The sequence below is a fragment of the Serratia sp. CY33525 genome (assembly GCF_052169115.1).
Taxonomy (GTDB): Bacteria; Pseudomonadota; Gammaproteobacteria; order Enterobacterales; family Enterobacteriaceae; genus Serratia; species Serratia sarumanii.
The window spans coordinates 36,394-56,964 of the sequence record NZ_JBJNLK010000018.1 but is presented as its reverse complement, the minus strand read 5'-3'; the positions used below and the strand labels follow the sequence as shown (position 1 = coordinate 56,964).

17 protein-coding genes and 1 rRNA gene are annotated in these 20,571 nt (G+C 61.6%); 4 read left to right on the top strand and 14 right to left on the bottom strand.

From position 1 onward, the window contains the following. Positions 1 to 109: ribosomal RNA gene (gene rrf / locus ACJ8IM_RS24770) — 5S ribosomal RNA — on the top strand; the annotation flags it as partial. Between the two features lie 512 nt (positions 110 to 621). Further along, a complete protein-coding gene (locus ACJ8IM_RS24765) occupies positions 622 to 1,932 on the top strand; it encodes an MFS family transporter (protein WP_033654343.1) in 1,311 nt (436 codons plus the stop codon). A 36-nt stretch (positions 1,933 to 1,968) separates the two neighbouring features. Here ACJ8IM_RS24765 and pssA read toward each other — a convergent pair whose 3' ends face one another. The 4 genes from pssA to trxC all read right to left on the bottom strand — a co-directional run bounded on the left by pssA (position 1,969) and on the right by trxC (position 7,397). Beyond that, complete coding sequence (pssA, locus tag ACJ8IM_RS24760) at positions 1,969 to 3,324, bottom strand: CDP-diacylglycerol--serine O-phosphatidyltransferase (protein ID WP_033654342.1); 1,356 nt, start codon at positions 3,322 to 3,324, stop codon at positions 1,969 to 1,971. A gap of 152 nt (positions 3,325 to 3,476) precedes the next feature. Further along, the gene (locus tag ACJ8IM_RS24755) at positions 3,477 to 6,125 is read right to left on the bottom strand and encodes a bifunctional acetate--CoA ligase family protein/GNAT family N-acetyltransferase (protein ID WP_033654341.1); all 2,649 of its coding nucleotides are present in this window, start codon (positions 6,123 to 6,125) and stop codon (positions 3,477 to 3,479) included. A 48-nt stretch (positions 6,126 to 6,173) separates the two neighbouring features. Further along, positions 6,174 to 6,863, bottom strand: a complete 690-nt coding sequence (locus tag ACJ8IM_RS24750; RefSeq protein ID WP_033654340.1) for a tRNA-uridine aminocarboxypropyltransferase — start codon at positions 6,861 to 6,863, stop codon at positions 6,174 to 6,176. Positions 6,864 to 6,977: 114 nt separating this feature from the next. Then, entirely contained in the window at positions 6,978 to 7,397 is a 420-nt protein-coding gene (gene trxC / locus ACJ8IM_RS24745) for a thioredoxin TrxC (RefSeq protein ID WP_004928868.1), read from the bottom strand. A 207-nt stretch (positions 7,398 to 7,604) separates the two neighbouring features. On the opposite strand from trxC, the gene ACJ8IM_RS24740 reads away from it, so the two are divergent. After that, positions 7,605 to 8,693: a tRNA/rRNA methyltransferase gene (locus ACJ8IM_RS24740; RefSeq protein ID WP_004928870.1), complete on the top strand. Its 1,089-nt coding sequence runs from the start codon at positions 7,605 to 7,607 to the stop codon at positions 8,691 to 8,693. Between the two features lie 59 nt (positions 8,694 to 8,752). Here ACJ8IM_RS24740 and emrB read toward each other — a convergent pair whose 3' ends face one another. The 7 genes from emrB to ACJ8IM_RS24705 form a co-directional block, all read right to left on the bottom strand. Next, positions 8,753 to 10,291 carry a multidrug efflux MFS transporter permease subunit EmrB gene (gene emrB / locus ACJ8IM_RS24735; protein WP_033654339.1) on the bottom strand — a complete coding sequence of 513 codons (1,539 nt, stop codon included), beginning with the start codon at positions 10,289 to 10,291 and terminating at the stop codon, positions 8,753 to 8,755. 17 nt (positions 10,292 to 10,308) lie between these two features. Further along, complete coding sequence (gene emrA / locus ACJ8IM_RS24730; protein ID WP_033649764.1) at positions 10,309 to 11,481, bottom strand: multidrug efflux MFS transporter periplasmic adaptor subunit EmrA; 1,173 nt, start codon at positions 11,479 to 11,481, stop codon at positions 10,309 to 10,311. Positions 11,482 to 11,504: 23 nt separating this feature from the next. Next, positions 11,505 to 12,956, bottom strand: coding sequence for an efflux transporter outer membrane subunit (locus ACJ8IM_RS24725; RefSeq protein ID WP_033635706.1), 1,452 nt, complete (start codon positions 12,954 to 12,956; stop codon positions 11,505 to 11,507). Between the two features lie 27 nt (positions 12,957 to 12,983). After that, positions 12,984 to 13,502, bottom strand: a complete 519-nt coding sequence (mprA, locus tag ACJ8IM_RS24720; protein ID WP_004928879.1) for a transcriptional repressor MprA — start codon at positions 13,500 to 13,502, stop codon at positions 12,984 to 12,986. A gap of 161 nt (positions 13,503 to 13,663) precedes the next feature. Next, positions 13,664 to 14,011: an L-valine transporter subunit YgaH gene (ygaH, locus tag ACJ8IM_RS24715; protein ID WP_033649768.1), complete on the bottom strand. Its 348-nt coding sequence runs from the start codon at positions 14,009 to 14,011 to the stop codon at positions 13,664 to 13,666. Then, on the bottom strand, positions 14,001 to 14,747 hold the full coding sequence (locus ACJ8IM_RS24710) for an AzlC family ABC transporter permease (RefSeq protein WP_033649769.1): 747 nt from the start codon (positions 14,745 to 14,747) through the stop codon (positions 14,001 to 14,003). The genes ygaH and ACJ8IM_RS24710 overlap by 11 nt, the downstream gene beginning before the upstream one ends. A gap of 121 nt (positions 14,748 to 14,868) precedes the next feature. Beyond that, entirely contained in the window at positions 14,869 to 16,068 is a 1,200-nt protein-coding gene (locus ACJ8IM_RS24705; protein WP_033635700.1) for an MFS transporter, read from the bottom strand. Between the two features lie 105 nt (positions 16,069 to 16,173). On the opposite strand from ACJ8IM_RS24705, the gene ACJ8IM_RS24700 reads away from it, so the two are divergent. Then, positions 16,174 to 17,052: a LysR family transcriptional regulator gene (locus ACJ8IM_RS24700; protein ID WP_033654338.1), complete on the top strand. Its 879-nt coding sequence runs from the start codon at positions 16,174 to 16,176 to the stop codon at positions 17,050 to 17,052. 29 nt (positions 17,053 to 17,081) lie between these two features. Here the strand turns inward: ACJ8IM_RS24700 and proX are convergent, their stop codons facing one another. The 3 genes from proX to proV all read right to left on the bottom strand — a co-directional run bounded on the left by proX (position 17,082) and on the right by proV (position 20,455). Next, positions 17,082 to 18,083, bottom strand: a complete 1,002-nt coding sequence (proX, locus tag ACJ8IM_RS24695) for a glycine betaine/L-proline ABC transporter substrate-binding protein ProX (protein WP_033635697.1) — start codon at positions 18,081 to 18,083, stop codon at positions 17,082 to 17,084. Between the two features lie 70 nt (positions 18,084 to 18,153). Beyond that, positions 18,154 to 19,260 carry a glycine betaine/L-proline ABC transporter permease ProW gene (gene proW, locus ACJ8IM_RS24690; RefSeq protein WP_033649771.1) on the bottom strand — a complete coding sequence of 369 codons (1,107 nt, stop codon included), beginning with the start codon at positions 19,258 to 19,260 and terminating at the stop codon, positions 18,154 to 18,156. Next, entirely contained in the window at positions 19,253 to 20,455 is a 1,203-nt protein-coding gene (gene proV, locus ACJ8IM_RS24685; RefSeq protein ID WP_033649772.1) for a glycine betaine/L-proline ABC transporter ATP-binding protein ProV, read from the bottom strand. Before proV ends, proW begins: the two co-directional genes overlap by 8 nt. Between the last annotated feature and the right edge of the window lie 116 nt (positions 20,456 to 20,571).

Genomic DNA, 20,571 nt, shown 5'->3' with positions numbered 1-20,571 from the left:
GCAATAGCGCGGTGGTCCCACCTGACCCCATGCCGAACTCAGAAGTGAAACGCCGTAGCGCCGATGGTAGTGTGGGGTCTCCCCATGCGAGAGTAGGACACTGCCAGGCATCAAATAAAACAACAAGCCTCATGCGAAAGCATGGGGCTTTTTGTTTTGTCTGTTATCTGGCGTTCTGCTCGAGCATGGCCATGCGAAAGGCCCGTCGGGAACGGGCCTTAACGCCGCGTGCGGCGGCCCCGGAGGGGAGAGTCTCAGGATGAGACGAATTGTGTAGGACAAATCCGCCGGGAGCGGATTTGAACGTTGCGAAGCAACGGCCCGAAGGGGGGCGGGCAGGACGCCCGCCATAAACTGCCAGGCATCAAAACAAGCCGAAAGCCCTGAACATCAGTTCAGGGCTTTTTGCTATGCGTAAAACGGAAAATCCCCGTTGCAATCCGCTTCAGCTTTCAGCGTGCGGTTTAATATTCATCACAAATTCCGCGCATTGTCCCTCCAAACGCCAGATATTCTTCGTCCGCTATTAAGTTTGGCTGTTAACTTATAAATAACAATAAAGTAACAACCAGAGCGGCAGGACGCCGAATTTCATCATTGCTATGGCTCGGAGAAAATACCATGACAGAAACAACCTCGGTTCTTGAGGATGAACGCGGCGTCGAACAGGGGGCGCTGGATAACAAAAAACGCATTTTTGCCATCGTCGGGGCTTCATCAGGCAATCTGGTGGAGTGGTTTGATTTTTATGTTTACTCCTTCTGCTCAATCTACTTTGCCGCCTCATTTTTTCCGGCGGGCAACAGCACGACACAACTGCTGCAAACTGCCGGTGTGTTCGCCGCCGGCTTCTTTATGCGGCCGATCGGCGGCTGGCTGTTCGGCTACATTGCCGATAAACACGGCCGAAAAAACTCAATGCTGCTTTCGGTCTGCATGATGTGCGCCGGATCGCTGGTGATCGCCTGTCTGCCGACGTATGAGTCGATCGGCAGCTGGGCGCCGGCGCTGCTGCTGATCGCGCGATTGTTCCAGGGGCTGTCTGTGGGCGGCGAGTACGGCACCAGCGCCACCTACATGAGCGAGGTGGCAATCAAGGGGCGGCGCGGCTTCTACGCATCGTTCCAGTATGTCACGCTGATCGGCGGGCAACTGCTGGCGCTGCTGGTATTGGTGATCCTGCAGCAGATATTGTCCGGCGAAGAGCTGAAGGCCTGGGGATGGCGCATCCCGTTTGCCTTGGGGGCCGTGTTGGCGGTGGTGGCGTTGTACCTGCGCCGTTCGCTGAATGAAACCTCCGATGCGAAAACACGTAACCACCAAGATGCCGGTTCGCTGACGGGGCTATGGAAAAACCGCAAGGCGTTTGTGATGGTGTTGGGCTTTACCGCCGCCGGTTCACTGACCTTTTACACTTTTACCACCTATATGCAGAAATATCTGGTGAACACCGCCGGTATGGACGCCAAGCTGGCCAGCGCCATCATGACCGCCGCGCTGTTCGTCTTCATGCTGCTGCAGCCGGCGGCAGGCGCGTTCTCGGACAAAATCGGCCGTCGCAGCTCGATGCTGATCTTCTCGGCATTGGCCACCCTGTTGACGGTGCCGATCCTGTTCGCCCTGAAAGGGGTGAGCAACCCCTTTATGGCGTTCGGCCTGATCGTACTGGCGCTGTTCGTTGTCAGCTTTTACACCTCGATCAGCGGGCTGCTTAAAGCCGAGATGTTCCCGCCGGAGGTGCGCGCGTTAGGGGTGGGCTTGTCTTATGCGGTAGCGAATGCCCTGTTCGGCGGTTCGGCGGAATATGTCGCGCTGTCGCTTAAATCGTTCGGCGTGGAAAATGCCTTCTTCTGGTATGTTTCCGGCATGTGCCTGCTGGCGTTGCTGGTCTCACTCCGGTTGCATCGCAAAGGCAAGGAAATACAGCTGTAATAAAAACCCCGGCCTTGGCCGGGGTCAGAGTAGATCTTACAGGATACGGCTAATCAACCGATCGATGCGGATACGCCGCAGACGGCGAATCAGCTTGCGCACCTTGATCGGGTACTGCTGAATGCTTTGCAGCTCCTGATAATGGCCGACCACGGTGGTGTGAGTGCGGATGCACTCCAGTTCTGTTTGCCGTTGCTCGCGCATTTCCTGCTTGGGATCGTGGATCAGAATGGCGTTTTCCAGATCCAACCGCCAGGCGCGCGGGTTGAGGTTATTGCCGGTAATCAGCTGCCACTCTTCGTCAACCCACATGCCTTTCAGATGATAGCTGTTATCGCCATCCTTCCACAGACGCACGATCAGCTGCCCGGTGTCGATATAGCGCTGCAAGCGGCTCAGAAAACGGCGCAGGTTGATCTCGTACAGGTAGGGCAGCGCGCCGATGATTTTGAACGGCTGGTCTTCCGGAATATAGAAGTCGTTGGCGGTCTTGTCGCCGACGATGATCTCCACCTGTTTGCCCTGGCGCAGCAGATAAATGATATTGCGCACCAGCAGCGCCGGCAGGTTGAAATAAGGGGTGCACAGCGTCAGTTTCTGGTCGGCGCACGACATCAGGTGATGAATGGTTTTATTCAGCACGCTTTGCTTGCCAAGCCCAACCAGCGGCGTCACCGCCAACTCATCGTTGCCGGCCTTGCCGCGGAAGTGATAGCCGGCAAGGCGCAGGGCGAAACGGAACAGGCGGGTCTCGTTTTTGATCTCCGGGCTTTTCGGCCGATCGCTGCGATCGAGGCGCTGTACGGCGCCGGCGGTGAGCAGATGCTGCTTGATGTAATCGATCAGGGTATCGGCCAACACCTCGTTGGTGATCAGCTGGTAGCGATCGTAACGGTATTTCTCATGCTGATGCAGATAAACGTCGTTGATGCTGGCGCCGCTGTAGATCACGGTATCGTCGACCACAAAGCCCTTCAGGTGCAGTACGCCCAACGCTTCGCGGGTATTGACCGGCACGCCGTAGATAGGCACCGACTGCTCGGGATGTTGGCCGGCCATGGCGCAGTACCAGTCGGCGTTGGTATTGGCGGCAGCGGCGCCGATGCGGCCGCGCTGTGCGCGGTGCCAGTCGACCAGCACGCAGATTTCCAGCTCGGGCCGCCGCTGCTTGGCTTGATACAGCGCGTTGAGGATCTCGCGCCCGGCGTCGTCATGCTCCAGATACAGGGCCACCAGATAGATGCGTTGGGTAGCGTTGGCGATGGCGTCCAGCAGCGTGGTGCGAAAATCGGACGGCGCGTACAACGTACGAACATCAGCAACCGTCTGGGGGAGTTTGGGCAGTTGTGCAAGGTGTTGTTGATGTTTGCTACGTTTAAATTTTGACAACATCACAGTGCGTTTCTTCTCTCATGATTGATGGCCGGAACGCCACAGGCATAAAAACATTAAACCGAATAATCGGGCGATAATACCATTAGTTGCCTCGATTGTGCGTATGTTTTGGCGTTAAGTGGTGGATTCGTAGCGCATTGCGACGCAGGTCACTGCGCGTCGGCGGCCTGCAGCGGCAGCGTCAGATTGACGATGCCGTCCTCAAGCTGCACCTCAATGCCAAAGCCCAGCCGCTGCGCCAACGCGATCATGCCGCGGTTATTCGGCATGGTGATGCCGCTCAGACGGGTCAGGCCATGGGCGCGCGCATAGGCGATCATTTTCTCCAGCAGCTGGCGGCCCAGGCCCAGGCCTTTCAGGTCGGAACGCACCAGCACGGCGAATTCGGCGTCGGTGTTGTCCGGATCGGACAGCGCGCGGGTCACGCCGATGATCTCGTCTGCGCGCACCGCCACAAAGGCCATTTCTCGATCGTAGTCGATCTGCGTCATGTTGGCCAAATCGTCATGGGTAAACTCGTTGATCTCGCTGAAGTAGCGATAATAGAGGTCTTCCTTGGTCACCCGATCGATAAAATGCTTCAGCGCCGGCTCGTCTTCCGGCAGGATCGGGCGGAACAGGCATTGGCTGCCGTCTTTCAACGCGATGGTTTCTTCCAGCTCATGCGGATAAGGGCGAATCGCCAGCCGCGCCTGCGGATCGCCGCTGAACGGCGCGAGCTGCATCGAAACGTCCAGCAGGGTGAATTCGCTGCCGGAGGCCAGCACCGGGTGAATATCCAGCCGGGCGATCTCCGGGCAGTCGAGGATCAGGTTGGAGACCTGCACCAGCAGGCGGCTCAGCCCGGGGATATCCAAAGGCCGCAGCGCGCTGCGCCCGCGGATCTTGCCGCCTTTCACCGCCTGCAGCACCAGATAACGCGCCAGCGCCATGTTCAGCGGCGGCAGCGCGACCGCCACCTGATTTTCCTGGCGCCATTCCACGCCGCCTTCGCCCAGCATGATCAGCGGGCCGAAAATCGCATCCTGCTCCACCGCGATGCGCAGCTCCTGGGCGCCGGCGCGGTTAGCCATGCTCTGCACCAGCAGGCCGTGAATGCGCGCCTGAGGGTAGGTGCGCTTTACGCGGTCGAGGATCGCCTCCGCCGCGCGCTGCACTTCGGTCGCGGTGCGCAGGTAGAGCATGACGCCCTGAACTTCCGATTTGTGCGGGATATCCGGCGAACGCAGCTTCAGCGCCACCGGGTAGCCGATCTGTTCGGCGATGTGTACCGCTTCGGCGCTGTCTTCGGCAATCCAGGTCGGCAGGGTGCTCAGGTCATAGGCCTGCAGGATGGATTGCACCTCGTGGGTATCCAGCTGGGTGGCGCCTTCGGCCAGCGCCTGATGGATAAGGCGGTGGGCGTCGGCGGTGTTGGCGGTCAGGCCGATCGGCAGCGCCGGCGTCTCTTTCAGCTGCTTCTGGTTGCGGCGATATTCCACCATATGCATAAAGGCGGTCACCGCGCCTTCCGGGGTGCGGTAGGTGGGAATGGCGGCCTCGGTAAACAGCCGGCGCGCCTCTTGCGAAGAGTATTCGCCGCACCAGTTGGTCAGCAACGTGATGCGCTTGCCGCGCGCATGGCGATGCAGCGCGTCGATCAGCCGTTCCGCCGTGGCGGTGCCTGGCGCCGCCGCGCTCGGCGCGTGGATCAACAGCAGCGCGTCATAGTCGTGGCTGTCGAGCAGCGCTTCGATTGCCGCCAGGAAGCGCTGCGGCGTGGCGTCATCGCGCAGGTCGAGCGGATTGCCGGCGCGGATGAAATCCGGCAGCGCGTCGCTCAATTTTGCAAGGCTCTCATCGCTCAGCGTGGCCAGCTTGCCGTTGCGTCCGAGCAGTTCGTCCAGCGCCATCGCCGCCGGCGCCGCCCCGTTGCTGACGATCATCAGCCGCTCGCCGCGCAGCGGATGCATATGGCTGAGGGTTTCCACCGCCGAGAACAGCTCATGGGTATCCTGCACGCGCAGCAGGCCGGCGCGCTGGATGGCGGCGTCATAGGCGGCGTCCAGCCCCAGCTGGCTGTTGAGCAGCAGCTGCGCCTGTTGGCTGCGGCCGCTTTTGATCACCAGAATGGGCTTGTTGCGTGAGGCGCTGCGCGAGGCGGAGAGAAAGCGCCGTGCGTCGCTGATGTTTTCCAGATACAGCAGGATGGCGCTGGTCTTGCTGTCGCGCGCCAAAAAGTCGAGCAGGTCGTCGACGTCGATGTCCAGGCTGTCGCCCAGCGCGATGAAGTAGGAGAAACCGACTTCGCGCTGCTGCGCCCAGTCGAGAATGGTGTTGGCCACGGCGGCGGACTGCGAGATAAACGCCAGTTTGCCCTTTTGGATCGGCACCGGCGAGAAGCTGGCGTTGATGCCCTGCCACGGCGCCAGCAGCCCCAGACTGTTGGGGCCCAACAGCCGCATGGCATAGCGCTGCGCGCAGGCCTTCAGCTCGGCGAACTGTTCCGGCGGCGAAGAGAGCACGATGGCGGTTTTGCAGCCGCGTTGGCCCAGCGCTTCAATCAGCGCCAGATTGCGTTTGGCGTGGGTGCAGATGATCGCCAGATCTGGCGTCAGCGGCAGGCTGGCGACGTCGGGGTAGGCCATCACGCCGCATACCGCCTTGTAGCGCGGCGTGACCGGCAAGATGGGCCCGCCGAAACCGCCGGCCAGCAGATTGCTCATCATCAGGTTGCCGGCGCGGCCGGGCTGCTGCGACGCGCCCAGCACGGCGATCGATTTGGGACGTAGTAGCGCTTCTAACCCTCGCTGGCTCATGCACGGCTCCTTTTGGCAACGTTACGCCTGATTTTAGGCGCTTTCTGGCTATATTGCTGTGACCGGTGCCTCCGGGCGGGTCGGTTTACCCGCCAGATACTGTTGACGGAAATAGCGGAAATGCTGATTCAAACCGTCGGCGGCCGGCAGATCGCCCGCCTGTTGCAGCAGGGCGGCGGCCACTTCCGCCGTGCAGTGTTGCTCGGCGCGGCTGGCTTCGCGCAGCTGGTAGTTCGATGCCGCGTCGACGTTGAGGGAAAACACCGGGAATTGATTGAGGTACGGGCTTTTACGGAACATTTTGCGCGCTTCCGCCCAGGTGCCGTCCAGCATGATGAACAGCGGCGGTTTGCCGCCGGCGGGCAGCTCGCTGAACACCGGCCGTTCGGCGTCGGCGTAGGAAGCGGGGAACACCACATAAGGCTGCCGCGCCGGATCGTTGATGGCCGCCAGCAGGGCCGGATCGATCTCGGTGCGTGACCAGAGAAACGCCTGGGTGTCCGGCAGGATATCGGCGATCAGGCGGCCGGTGTTGCTGGGCTTGAGCGGCTCGGCGCCGAACATGATCAGGCAGAAACGGCTGCCGGCCTGCTGCGGGCGAATGGTGTCGCACAGGCAGTTTTTATGCGGTAGCAGGCAACCCTGACAACGCGCCACCCGGCAACCGCGCGCCAGAAAAGGGCGGGTGGCGCGGTCTAAACGGAATTGGCGCAGGCGAAGTACGGCGTTGTCGGTCATAACGATCCTGGGGAAAAACCGCCATTGTAACGCAGAAAAAAGCCCGCCGGGAGGGGCGGGCTCGATCGGGGCACGTTCGCGCGCGATGGCGGGATACGGCCTATACTTGCCGAATCACACTAACTCGTTGAGCCAGTTGTCAAACGGCGCTTTCGGCATCGCGCCGTTGAGCATATCGACCATTTTGCCCTGACGGAACACCATGATGGTCGGGATGCTGCGGATGCGGAAACGGGCGCTCAGCTCCGGCTCGGCTTCGGTGTTCACTTTCACGAAGCGCACTTTGCCGGCGCGCTCTTCGGCCACGTCTTCAAAGATCGGCGCAAAGCTGCGGCACGGGCCGCACCACGGCGCCCAGAAATCGACCACGACCGGCAGATCGTCCTGCAGCAACTGGTCCAGCGTGGCGGCGGTGGCGTTGATCACTTCACCGTCGAAGAGCTCATGGCCGCAGCGGCCGCATTTCGCGTTGTCCGCCAGACGCTCTTCCGGCACGCGGTTGGTGGCATTGCAAGCTGCACAAACTGTATTCATGTTGACCTCGGGTACAGAGAAAGCATGATCCCCGCAACGCCGTTGCGGAGATGTTTCTTTAATGCTGACAATTATCAGCAAAACCCGGCGCATGAACAATGAGGTTTGTTCAATGGATGTGATAGTTGGGAGCTTTTAGCGCAAGTTGGTGGCTTCGTGCACCAACATCAGGTAATCTTCGCGCCCTGCGCGTTGGTGGAGAAGACAATGAACGATTCATTTAGTGGCAAGAACGGTAAAGTCAAAGTGATGTACGTCCGCAGTGACGACGACAACGGCGACGACCGCAACAAGAATAAACGTCCGGCCGGCAAAGGCCGTCCGGCTGACGGTGCGCGCTCGGGCCGCACCGGTCAAGACAAGGCGCGCGGCGGCAACGATCGCCGCGGCGCCGACTCCCGCCGCAGTGAAAGCGATCGTCCTCGCCGTCCGGCGCGCTCTGAAGATCGCGGCGGCAACGAGTCGCCGTGGAGAACCGTTTCGCGCGCGCCGAATGAAGAACCGGCGTTCGATCACGGCGGTATCAGCGGCAAAAGCTTTATCGATCCGGAACAGCTGCGCCGCCAGCGCGCGGAAGAAACCCGCGTTTACGGTGAAAACGCCTGTCAGGCGCTGTTCGCCAGCCGCCCGGAAGCGATCGTGCGCGCCTGGTTCGTGCAGTCGGTCACCCCGCGCTTCCGCGAAGCGCTGCGCTGGATGGCGGCCAACCGCAAGGCTTACCACGTGGTGGATGAGGAAGAGCTGGCCAAGGCTTCCGGCACCGAGCACCACGGCGGCGTGTGCTTCCTGATCAAAAAACGTCAGGGGCTGGACGCGCAGACCTACCTGAAAACCGCCCCGGCGACCGACTGCGTGCTGGCGCTGGAAGAAGTAGGCAACCCGCATAACCTGGGCGCCATCGTTCGTTCGTGCGCCCATTTCGGCGTCAACGGCGTGCTGCTGCAGGATCCGGCGCTGCTGGAGTCCGGCGCGGCGGTGCGTACCGCAGAAGGCGGCGCTGAGCACATCAAGGCGATCAACGCCGACGATTTCCTGTCGGTGCTGGATACCTTCCGCAAGGCGGGTTACACCATCGTTACCACCTCCAGCCATAAAGGCACCGCGCTGGCGCAGGCCAAGCTGCCGGCCAAGATGGTGCTGGTGCTGGGCCAGGAACGTGACGGTCTGAGCGACAGCGCCTGGCAGCAGGGCGACATGAACGTCTCGATCGGCGGCACCGGCAAGGTGGAAAGCCTGAACGTTTCCGTGGCGACCGGCATTCTGCTGGCGGACTGGTGGCGTCAGAATCAGGCGTAATCTGTTCTACGTCGGATAAAAAACGGGCGCCCCAGGGCGCCCGTTTCGTTTATTGAAGCTTAGTGAGCGCCGCCGCCCCCACCGCCGCCGGAGCTGAACGGCGGTTTCGCCACCCACACCAGCGCCAGCAGCACCAGGAATACCCCGGCCGACAGCCAGAAGATCTCGTTGGCGGAGATGATCAGGCCTTGCGCGGTGATCTCGTTGGCGATGTAGGCCGACGCCTGCTGCTTGCTCATGCCGAGCTGCTCCAGCTGCCGGTACATCTCCTGCGACTGCGGGTTGTACGGGTTGACGAACTCCGTCAGCTGCGAATGGTGCTGCGATTCGCGCTGCGTCCACAGGGTGGTGGTGATCGAGGTGCCGATCGAACCCGCCAGCGTCCGCGTGAAGTTCGACAGGCTCGACGCCGCCGCCATGCGTTCCGGCGGCAGGCCGGACAGCGTGATGGTGGTCAACGGCATGAAGAAGCAGGCGATGGCGAAGCCCTGAACGAACTGCGGCCAGGCGGACGCGCCGAAGTCCATGCCCGGTTCAAACGTATAGGCGCGCCAGTAGAAGCACACGGCATACATGATGAAGCTGAAGGTCACCAGCTTGCGCATGTCGAGCCGGTTGCCGAACTTACCGATGATCGGCGACAGCAGCACCGGGATCAGCCCGACCGGCGCCGACGCCAGCCCCGCCCAGGTGGCGGTATAACCGTATACCTCTTGCAGCAGCTGCGGCAACAGCACGATGGCGCCGAAGTACAGCATGTAGGCCAGGCTGATGCACAGGCAGCCGATGGTGAAGTTGCGCGACTTGAACAGCGACAGATCCACCACCGGATGGTCGTCCGTCAGCTCCCACACCACCAGGAACAGCAACGCCACCACCGCCACGACGGTCAGGGTGATGATCTCGGTCGAGTTGAACCAGTCCAGCTCCTTGCCCTGATCGAGCATCACCTGCAGCGAACCGATGCCGACGATCAGCAGCACCAGGCCGACGGTGTCGATCGGTTTGATCTCGGTTTTGGTTTCTCGCCCCTTCAGCGTCGCCATCGCCGCCACGATCACGAAGGCGCCGATCGGGATGTTGATGAAGAAGATCCAGCCCCAATGGTAGTTGTCGCTGATGTAACCGCCGAGGATCGGCCCGAAGATCGGCGCGACGATAACGGTCATCGACCAAAGCGCCAGGGCCATCGCCCGCTTGGCGGGCGGGTAGTTGTTCAGCAACAGGCTCTGCGACAGCGGGATCAGCGGCCCGGCCACCACGCCCTGGATCACGCGGAAGAAGATCAGCATGCCGAGGCTGTTGGAGATGCCGCACAGCCAGGAGGCGAGGACGAACAGCGCGGTGGACCAGAGGAACAGCCGCACTTCGCCGATGCGCTTCGCCAGCCAGCCGGTGATCGGGATCGAGATGGCGTTCGCCACGCCGAACGAGGTGATCACCCAGGTGCCCTGCGAGTTGGAAGACCCGAGGTTACCGGCAATGGTGGGGATCGCCACGTTGGCGATGGTGGAGTCCAGCACCTGCATGAAGGTCGCCATGGCGAGCGCGACCGTCATCCAGGCGAGCTGGGCGCCTTCAAGCGGTTTCTGTGGCAAGATGGCCTCCCGCGCGCTTAGCCGGCGTTCGCATGGATCACGTCGGCGATCAGCTGATTAACCGGCGCCAGGTTCAAGGCCAGCGCGTCGCTCTGGTACAGCGGTTTGTCGCGCACCACGTCGGCCAGCACGCGGCCGTCCAGGTTGGCGGTGTCGACGGTCACCAGCGTAGAAAGACCGATGCGCAGCGGATGGTCGGCCACCTGCTTGGCGTCGAGCTCAATACGCACCGGCAGACGTTGCACCACTTTGATCCAGTTGCCGGTGGCGTTCTGGGCCGGCAGCAGCGAGAAGGCGCTGCCGGTGCCCATGTCGATACCGGCCACTTTGCCCTGATACACCACGTCGTCGCCGTAGACGTCACTGACCACCGTCGCCGGCTGGCCGATGCGCATGTTGGCGATCTGGGTTTCCTTGAAGTTGGCGTCAACCCAAATGTGATCGGCCGGCACCACCGCCATCAGCGGCGAACCGGCGGCGATCTGCGCGCCGACCTGCACGCTGCGGCGCGAGACATAGCCGGTAATGGGGCTGATCACTTTGGTACGCTGCAGCGCCAGCCAGGCGTCGCGCATTTGCGCGGCGGCCTGTTGGATCGCCGGCTGCTGTTCCAGCGGGGTATTCAGCACCATCGCCTGGTTGGCGTTGTATTGCTGCACCGCCACTTCCAGCGCGGCCTTGGCGCTGTCGACCGCATCGCGAGCGTGTTGCAGCTCTTCGCGGCCGATGGCGTCAACGCTGCCCAGCACCACGCGGCGCTTCAGATCGTTCTCGGCCTTGCTCAGATCGGTCTTGCGCAGGGCGATGTTGGCCTGATATTGCTTGCTGTTGATGATCAACTGGTGGGTCTGACGCACGCTGTTGGCCAGGCCGGTCTTGGCGCGTTCAAACGCCTGCTCGGCATCGGTCGGATCGAGCGTCAGCAGCACGTCGCCCTGCTTGACGTAGTCGGTGTTGTCGAAATTGACGCTGTTCACGCTGCCGGACACCTGGGCCATGATCTGCACCTGGTTGCCGGAGACGTAGGCGTCGTCGGTTTCCTGGTGATGACGCAGCACCAGGAACCAATACACTAAGTAAGCCACCCCTATAACAATGAAAATAACCGTCAGCAACAGCAGCCAAAATTTACGCTGCTTCTTTTTGCCGCTCGGCTGCTGCGGGTTTTGGATTTCCGCGCTTGCGCTCATGGTGTTCTCCAAGCCTTATATTATTATGCTTTCGAATCCGCTGCGGCCGGGGCCTGATAGCCACCGCCCAGCGCACGGATCAGTCCTATCTTCGCCTGCAGTAAGTTGCTGCTGGCATTCAACTCCGCCTGTTGCTGCTGCAATAGCTGCGTCTGGCTGGTCAACAGATCGTCGCGCCCGATAATCCCTGCCTGGTAACGGGCGTTGGCGACCTGATACACCTGTTGCATCGACTGGGCCGCGGACGCCGCCTGCAGCTGCTGTTGCGCAGAACTCTGCTGGATGGTGATGGCGTCGGCGGTTTCCTGTACCGCATTCAGGATGGTTTGGTTGTAGGATTCCACCGCTTCGTCATACAGCGCGGATTCCTCGCCCAGCTTGCTGCGCAGCGCCCCGGCGTGGAAGATCGGCAGCGAAATCGCCGGCATCACGTTCCAGGCCTGGCTGGCCGCTTCAAACAGATTCGGGCTGGTGCCACTGGTATTGGTGGTCATCAGGCCGGCGAAGGCTGAAATGGTCAGGCTGGGGTAAAACTCTTTACGTGCGGCGCTGACGCGCTGGCTGTAAGACTCCACCAGCTGGCGTTGCGCGGCGATGTCCGGGCGTTTGCCCAGCAGATCCGCCGTCAGCTCGCCCTGCGGCGCCATCAGGTTGTCTGCGGGCAAAGGCACCTGACGCAGGTGCTGCATGGCGTTCGGCCCCTGGCCCGCCAGCGCGGCGAGCTGGTGCCGGAGCTGCTCGATCTGCGACTGCAGCTGCAGGATCTGCTGCTTGGCGACGTCGGACTGCGCCTGGGTTTGTTGCGGCACGTCGACGCCGGTCAGGCCGGCCTGATAGCGCTGTTGGCGCAGCGCGGTCAGGCGCTCATTGTTGTTCACTTCCTGTTGCAGCAGCTTCTCGAGCGCCAGATTGCTCTGCAGCTGATAGTAGGCGGACGCCACCGAGCTGGTCAGCGTCAGCGCCGCCTGTTCCTGCTCGGCGCGCGCGGCGTTGACCTGCGCTTTGGCGGCGTTCACCTGGTTGCGGTATTTGCCCCACCAGTCGAACTCGTACGCCAGGTTCAACCCCAGCGAGTTGGAGCTTGAATAGATCGGCTTATGCGGATACCCCAACCCCATATTGACGTTTTGCGGCACGCGCTGGCGCTGGGTGCTGGCGTTCAGATCCAGGTTCGGCCCGTTGGCGGCGCTGGCTTCGCCCACCACGCTTTGCGCTTCGCGCACGCGGGCGGCGGCCTGCCGCAGGGTCGGCGAGCTTTGCAGCGTTTGCGTCATCAGGGTATCCAACTGCGGATCCTTGAGGGCGCGCCACCACTGCGGGCTGACGGCCAGCGAACTGACTTTCGGCTGAGCCAACTGCAGGCTCTGCGGATCCATCAGCGTGGATTGCGGGGCAATATTATCGGTCGAAGCACACCCGGCTAGCAGCAACACGGCGAACAGCGGGGTGAATCTCCAGTTAAATGGGGATCGCATAATAGGTACCTGAACAGAAATTGTGAATTAGGGTAACTGTTCTGTGATTTCCATTTGATCCAGACGTGCCAGCAATTTGCGCGTCAGCTGTTCCAGCTGTTTTTGCTCATCGTCGGTCAACGTGGACCACAGGAAATGCAGACATTGGTGCTGCGGCGGCAGCAGTTGACTGAGAAACTCTTCCCCCTGCGGTGTCAGATGCAGATGCAGGCAGCGGCGATCGTTGTCGCTTTCCCGGCGCTCGATCCAGCCGCGTTTCTCCAGCTCATCGGCGATGCGGGTCGCATTGGTGCGCGAGGAGCCCAAGGCAGAGCTTAGCTCAGAAGGTTGGATGCTGTGGCTCTCCTGCGCATCCAGGGTAATCAGCGCCATAAACAGTGTTTCGTTAATCCCCTGCGCCTTGAGCATCTTATTGCGGTTTTCCAGCAGCTTGCCTTGCATGTGCATGCACAGGCGGGTCAGCAGGATTTCCTGATAAGGGAAATCTTTCTGCCGCGTGGCGCGGAAATTCAGCATTTGTTCTATGGGGGCAAACGAGCTTTCCATAATTTAGGGCCTCATTAATTTCGTTCGAGATAGTAACGACGGTGACTAATAATGTAAATGTTCAGCCGTGCGGATAATTTAGCAATTCGTGTCATTTGTCAGTGTTTGTAAAGATGTGGCGCCTGAAAACGCCAAAGTGAAGCCAAACGATCGGAGCGGCGTCAGCCCGGACCGAAAAGCATTAACAGCTTTAATGTGACGCCAAAGGCCGTCGCGCCGAGCAGCGTCGACAGAATGATGCTTTTGCTGCGGTAGAAGCACAGCGCCAGCGCGGCGAACCCCACCAACGTCGGCAGCAGCTTGTCCGGTTCGCGCATCACCACCGGCGTGCTGGAGACCACCAGCAGGGCGCAGATCGAGGCGATGCCGATGCTGTCGAGCAGCAGGGCGGCTTTACCGCGTTTGAGGCCGGGCTGGGCGCGCGCCGGCGCCAGCCGCAGCGGCAGATAACGGAACAGGTAATTGGCGCAGCCCACCACCAGACCGATCGCCAGCACATCAGTGTTCATGGGGGGCCTCCGCAGGGGCTGGCTGGAACAGGGCGGCGACGCAACCGGCGCCGATGCCGGCCAAAATGGCGACCGGAATGGAGAACAGCACCACGCCGAGCAGCGCGCCGGCCAGCGCGGCGGCGATAGTCAGGCTCTGCGGGCGGCGGAAGGCGGCCAGCAGGAAGCTGAGAAACAGCGCCGGCAGCATGAAGGCCAGCGAGGCTTCGATCACCGGGAACTGCTCCAGCGGGCCGTTGCCGAACAGCGCGCCGAGCGCGGTGCCGGCGACCCAGGAGAGCCAGGAACAGAGCGCGATGCCCAGCATCCAGTTTTCGCTCCAGCTGCGGTTATTGCGCATCAGCCTGGCGGTCGCGGCGGCGAAAACTTCATCGGTCAGGCCAAAGGCCCACATCGCCGTTTTTCCGGGGGACATGCGCGAGACGATGCGGTGACGCAGCGCCGGGCCGTACAGCAGGTGGCGCACGTCCATCGCCATCACCGTCAACGCGGAGACCCACAGCGACATTCCGGCGCTCAGCAGGGCGGTGATCACGAACTGGCTGGCGCCGGCGTAGATGATGCAGGAGAAGAAAATGCTTTCCAGCGGGGAAAAGCCCAGTTTGACGGCGCTGAGGCCGAAGGCGAACGCCACCGGGACATACCCGATGACGATCGGCAAACTGTCGACGACGCCGTTGGCGAAGGTGGCGCTGACGGCGGGCGGATTGAGGCTGTCTGCAGCTTGGCTTTGCATGGTTGTGGGTCGCAGGGTAGATAGGACTTCAATAGTTTATGGCCAGAACATTACCAGAGAGTAAGTAATGTTTATACCCTGCACCGCTAATAAATTTCTCAAGTTACTATTTGCACGATAATCAGATTGTCGCCGGCCCCTGCGGATCGTGGTGCTTGCCGAGCCACCAAGTCAGCAGGTTGAGCAGGCATAACACCCCGCCGGCGGCGGCCACGCCGTACCAGCCGGCATGCTGATACGCCGAGGCGGAGAGCAGTGAACCGAGGGCGCCGCCGATAAAGTAGCTGGTCATGTAGCCGGCGGTCAGGCGGTTGCGCGCGTCCGGCATGATGCGGTACATCACGCTCTGGTTGGTGACGTGTACTGCCTGCACCGCCAGATCGAGGATCAGGATGCCGGCGATCAGCGCCCACAGCGATTGTTTAGCCAACGCGATGGGTATCCAGGACAGCAGCAACAACACCAGGCCGACGGTGGTGGTCAGCCCGGCCTTGCCCTTGTCCGCCAGATGCCCGGCGCGTGAAGCGGCCAGCGCCCCGGCGGCGCCCACCAGGCCGAACAGCCCGATCACCCCCTCGGAGTAGTTGAACGGCGGCGCGGCGAGCAGAAAGGCCATGGAGGTCCAGAGCACGCTGAAGTTGGCGAACGACAGGGCGCCGAGGATGGCGCGGGTGCGCAGCAGCGGCGTGCGGCAGAACAGGCTGAAGATCGAGGCCAGCAGCTGCGGGTAGTTCAGCCCGGAGTGCTGCTTATAGCGCGGCAGCGCGCGCCACAGGATCAGCGCCATCAGGATCATCAGCACGCTGGCGACCCAGTAGATGGTGCGCCAGCCGCCGAACGACGCCAGTGCGCCCGCGACGGTGCGCGCCAGCAGGATGCCGAGCAGCAGGCCGCTCATGATGATGCCGACGGTCTTGCCGCGCTTTTCCGGGTGAGCCAGCGTGGCGGCCAGCGGCACCAGGATCTGCGCCACCACAGAGAACAGCCCGGTGAGCGCGGTGCCGAGGATCATCATCGGCAGCGTGGCGGAGGTGGCGGTGATCAGCATACCCCCGGCGGCCAGCAGCGTCATGAAAACGATCAGCCCGCGGCGCTCGAACATATCGCCGAGCGGCACCAGCAGCAGCAGGCCGGTGGCGTAACCGAGCTGCGCGGCGGTGACGATAAAGCCGGCCTGGTTGACCGACAGATTGAAGCCGGTGGCGATGGTTTCCAGCAGCGGCTGCGCGTAATAGTTGCTGGCGACCGCCAGGCCGGTAGCGATGGCGATCAGCACGGTCAGCGCCGGGCTGAGGCCCGGGTGGACGTTTTGTTGGTTCATGATTTTTTCATCACGGGAAGAAGATAGCGCGCAGTATCCGGCAATGCGTCTGCGGAAACCAATGTATAATTTTCATTTGATTTATCTCATTTCAAGATAGATGCCATGAACCTGAAACAGATCCGCTATGCGCTGGCGGTGGCGGAGGAACAGAGCTTCACCCGGGCGGCGCAGCGCTGCCATACGGTGCAGTCGGCGCTCAGCCACCAGATCGCCAAACTGGAAGAAGAGCTGGGCTGTACGCTGTTTGAGCGCACCTCGCGTCGGGTGCGATTGACCCCCGCCGGCCAGGCTTTCATTCCCTCGGCGCAGCGGCTGCTGGCGGCACAGCAGGCGCTGGTGGAAGAGGTGACCGCCGCCGGGGATGCGGTGTCCGGCACCTTGACCATCGGCACCATTTCAACCATAAACGCGATTGATCTGACCGAAAAGCTCGACAAGTTTCATCGCCACTATCCGGCGGTGAACATCCGCCTGTACGTCGGCATGAGCGAAGCCCTGCTGGAGGACGTGCGTCAGCAGAAGTGCGATATGGCGTTCGTCGGCATCTGGCCCGGCGACGTCGATTTGCTGCCGATGTCGCACCGGCAGTTGACCGATGAGCCGCTGGTGGCGTTGGTGGCGCCGCAGCATCCGCTGGCCAACCGCGAGCGGGTGAATCTGCAGGCGCTGGCGGAAGTGCCGCTGGTGGATTTCTACAGCGGCACCGGCGCGCGGCGCCAAACCGATCGCGCCTTCCAGGCGGCGGGCATCCGCCGGCACGTCAGTTTTGAAATCGATCATATCGAATGGTTGGAGAATCTGGTGCGGCGCGGATTGGCGGCGGGCATCGTACCGATCTCGACCGCGCAACGACTAAGCACGCTGGTGTCAATTCCGATTGAAGACGGGCCGCGACGCCAAGTGTATTGCATCTGGCCGCAGCCCTTGTCAAACGCCGTCGCACGTTTTTTACAGTTCAGCGGCATCGATATGGCGGGGTAGGGGGCGGCGGATGCGGCGCCCCCGAGCGGTTACGGCTTCGCCGCCTCGGCGGCGGTTTTCACCCAGCCGTCGAAGGTCGCCTGGTGCGCCTTGATCCAGCCGTTGACGTGGTTCTGGATGTCGGCTTCCGAAGCCTGGCCTTCATGCATACGCAGGTTTTGCGCGTTGATGTCGGCGATCGGCAGCTTCATGATGGCGAACAGCTTGGCGGCCGCCGGATTGGCTTCGGCCCACTGCTTGTTGGCGGCGATGCGCATGGTGTTGACCGGGAAGCCGTAGTTGGCGCCGTTAGGCAGCTTGGTGTCGACGTTCTTCTGCTCGCCCGGCAGAGAGGAGAACGGCACCTGCAGCCAGACCACGTCGCGCCCCGGCACCATCACATCGCTGACCCAGTACGGCGTCCAGGTGTAATACAGCACCGGTTTGCCCTCTTTGTAACGGGTGATGGTGTCGGCGATCATCGCCGCGTAGTTGCCCTGGTTGTGCTCGACGGTGTTGCTCAGGCCGTAGGCCTTGATGTGGTGGTTGATCACCGCTTCGCAGCCCCAGCCCGGGGTGCAGCCGGTCAGATCGGCCTTGCCGTCGCCGTTGGTGTCGAACAGCTTGGCGATCTTGGGATCCTTGAGCTGCTCGACGTTGGTGATGTGATATTGCTCGGCGGTCTTCTTGTCGATCAGGTAGCCCTGCGCGGCGCCGTTGACGTAGACGCCTTCGCGGTAGAACTTGGCGTCGCCGCCGGCGGCCTTGTACTGATCGGCGTGCAGCGGATCCCAGTTGACCGCGATAAAGGTCGCGTCGCCGGAGGCGATCGAGGTGTAGGCGACGTTGTAATCCACTTCACGCGGTTCTTTCACGTCGTAACCCAGTTTTTCCAGCGCCTTGCTGACCAGCAGCGTCTGGAAGGTCTCTTCGGAAATGGTGCTTTGCACCGGCTGTACCGCGATCCCCTTGCCGGGTAAATCTGCCGCGCTCACGCTCTGTGAGCCAATCAGCGTCGTCAGGGCGAGAGCCCAGATGCCCGTAGTGCGCATAGTGTTTCCCCTTTTTTCGATGTGGTGGTGTCATAGCCCGCCGGGGCCGCAGCCGCCGGCGGGAAAAGCGTCAGGCTTGTTTGATGAACGGGCGAGTCAGCAGCCCGATGGGGCCGCGGCGATACCAGCGGCCGATGCCTTTGCTGCGGCGATCGCGCCCCAGCGATTGGGTGAGGCGATCGAGAATGATCGCCAGGATCACGATGCCGACCCCGCCGACGGCGGCCAGGCCCATGTCCAGCCGGCCGATGCCGCGCAGCACCATCTGGCCCAGCCCGCCGACGGCGATCATTGAGGCGATGACCACCATCGACAGCGCCAACATCAGCGTCTGGTTCACGCCGGCCATGATGGTCGGCATCGCCAGCGGCAGCTGCACCTTGAACAGCAGCTGGCGCGGGCTGGCGCCGAAGGACTCGGCGGCCTCGATCAGATCTTCCGGCACCTGCTTGATGCCGAGAATGGTCAGGCGCACGATCGGCGGCAGCGCGAAGATAATGGTCACTACCACGCCCGGCACGTTGCCGATGCCGAACAGCATGACGATCGGCACCAGATAGACGAAGGCCGGGGTGGTCTGCATCGCGTCGAGCAGCGGTCTAATCACCTTGGCGGCGTGCTTGCTGCGCGCCAGCCAGATGCCGAGCGGCAGGCCGATAAGGATGCAGAAGAACAGTGCGGTCAGCACCAGCGCCAGCGTGACCATCGCCTGCGACCAGGCGCCGATGGCGCCGATGGCGACCAGGGAGAGCAGCGTCGCGGCGCCCATGCCGAGGCCCGAGACCTGCCAGGCGAGCAGCGAGAACACCAGAATGGCGATCGGCGCCGGCATGCCCAGCAGCAGTTGCTGGAAGCCGCTCAGGATCATGTCGACCGGCACGCGGATGCCCTGGAACAGCGGGCGGAAGTGCAGCACCAGCCAGTCGATGCCCTGCGTGACCCAGGTATCGAACGGCACCCAGGCCTTGTGGAACGGATCGAGCAGGCTGAAGTGTTCCGGCTGCGCCGGGGCGCTGCTGAGCCAATCGGCACCTGACGCGGCGGCGTCATGGGTGGCCGGCGGCGGCGCGCTGGACCAGGCGTCGCCGGCGTTGGCGGCGGCATCGTTTGCGGGTGCGGCGCCGGTATCGGCCGGTGCGGTAGCCCAGGGATCTTGGGTTTGCGTAGTATCACTCATTGGCGGAGCCCTCCTTGTCCAACGCCTGCAGCAGCATGGCCTTGGAGATGATGCCGAGATAGTTATGTTCTTCGCACACTACCGGCACCGCGCACGGCGCCTGGGCGACCAGGGAAATCAGATCGCTGAGCGGCGTGTCGGCTGGCACGGCGGCAGGGGCCTCGAGCAGGGCATCGTCCAGCGTTTGATTGGCGGACAGCGCCTTTTTCAGCGACTCTATCGACACTACGCCGATAAATTTCTTTCCGCGTTCAACAACATAACCATAATCACGGTCCTCATCGCGCAGCAGCTGCAGCGCCGATCGGGGGCCAAAGCCGGGGGTTTTGCGGATCAGCGTCACCGGGCGCCGTTGGGCGATATCCTTGGCGCTGAATACGTGACTGATGTCCACGCCGCGGAAGAAGGTGCGCACATAGTCGTTGGCCGGGTTGTTCAGGATCTCGTCCGGTGTGCCGACCTGGATCACCTCACCGCCCTGCATGATGGCGATGCGATCGCCGATGCGCATCGCTTCATCCAGATCGTGGGAAATAAACACGATGGTGCGCTGATGCTGGGCCTGTAATTTCACCAGCTCATCCTGCATTTCGGTACGAATTAACGGATCGAGCGCCGAGAAGGCTTCGTCCATCAATAATATATCCGGGTTATTGGCCAGGGCGCGGGCTAATCCCACGCGCTGGCGCATGCCGCCGGATAATTCATCCGGATAAGACAGCGCATAATTCTCCAGCCCGACCTGGCGCAGGGCGTCCAGCGCTTTTTCCTGGCGTTCCTGCAGCGGTATGCCGGCTAATTCCATACCGAATGCGGTGTTATTAATGACATTCATGTGCGGCATCAGCGCGAATGACTGAAATACCATGCTGATCTTATTTCGCCGCACGGTACGCAGCGCGGCGTCGGATATTTTGGCTATGTCCTCACCGTCGATCAGCACCTGGCCGCGGGTGGGTTCTATCAGACGATTGAGAAGGCGTACCAGGGTGGACTTGCCGGAACCGGAAAGCCCCATGATGACAAATATCTCGCCTTCTTCAATGGCCAGAGTGGCGTCTTTTACGCCGAGCGATAAGCCGGTTTTTTCAAATAGCCGATCTTTTGTCAGACCTTTATCCAGCAGTTTGAATGCACGTTCCGGGTGTTCGCCAAATATCTTATACAGGTTCTTTACTTCGAGTTTAATTGCCATGCAATTTGCTGTTTCCTCTGGTTTAATTAACGCGTTATGGGCTGTCCTTAGCAAAATAAAAGAGCTTTTTACCCTAACACAGTGAATATCTGAGACAACCCTCAATGTCATTTAAA

Bases quoted from the DNA above. Each gene is read 5' to 3' on its own strand.
- ACJ8IM_RS24765 (WP_033654343.1), top strand. From the start codon at position 622: ATGACAGAAACAACCTCGGTTCTTGAGGATGAACGCGGCGTCGAACAG.
- pssA (WP_033654342.1), bottom strand. From the start codon at position 3,324: ATGTTGTCAAAATTTAAACGTAGCAAACATCAACAACACCTTGCACAA.
- ACJ8IM_RS24755 (WP_033654341.1), bottom strand. From the start codon at position 6,125: ATGAGCCAGCGAGGGTTAGAAGCGCTACTACGTCCCAAATCGATCGCC.
- ACJ8IM_RS24750 (WP_033654340.1), bottom strand. From the start codon at position 6,863: ATGACCGACAACGCCGTACTTCGCCTGCGCCAATTCCGTTTAGACCGC.
- trxC (WP_004928868.1), bottom strand. From the start codon at position 7,397: ATGAATACAGTTTGTGCAGCTTGCAATGCCACCAACCGCGTGCCGGAA.
- ACJ8IM_RS24740 (WP_004928870.1), top strand. From the start codon at position 7,605: ATGAACGATTCATTTAGTGGCAAGAACGGTAAAGTCAAAGTGATGTAC.
- emrA (WP_033649764.1), bottom strand. From the start codon at position 11,481: ATGAGCGCAAGCGCGGAAATCCAAAACCCGCAGCAGCCGAGCGGCAAA.
- ACJ8IM_RS24725 (WP_033635706.1), bottom strand. From the start codon at position 12,956: ATGCGATCCCCATTTAACTGGAGATTCACCCCGCTGTTCGCCGTGTTG.
- mprA (WP_004928879.1), bottom strand. From the start codon at position 13,502: ATGGAAAGCTCGTTTGCCCCCATAGAACAAATGCTGAATTTCCGCGCC.
- ygaH (WP_033649768.1), bottom strand. From the start codon at position 14,011: ATGAACACTGATGTGCTGGCGATCGGTCTGGTGGTGGGCTGCGCCAAT.
- ACJ8IM_RS24710 (WP_033649769.1), bottom strand. From the start codon at position 14,747: ATGCAAAGCCAAGCTGCAGACAGCCTCAATCCGCCCGCCGTCAGCGCC.
- ACJ8IM_RS24705 (WP_033635700.1), bottom strand. From the start codon at position 16,068: ATGAACCAACAAAACGTCCACCCGGGCCTCAGCCCGGCGCTGACCGTG.
- ACJ8IM_RS24700 (WP_033654338.1), top strand. From the start codon at position 16,174: ATGAACCTGAAACAGATCCGCTATGCGCTGGCGGTGGCGGAGGAACAG.
- proX (WP_033635697.1), bottom strand. From the start codon at position 18,083: ATGCGCACTACGGGCATCTGGGCTCTCGCCCTGACGACGCTGATTGGC.
- proW (WP_033649771.1), bottom strand. From the start codon at position 19,260: ATGAGTGATACTACGCAAACCCAAGATCCCTGGGCTACCGCACCGGCC.
- proV (WP_033649772.1), bottom strand. From the start codon at position 20,455: ATGGCAATTAAACTCGAAGTAAAGAACCTGTATAAGATATTTGGCGAA.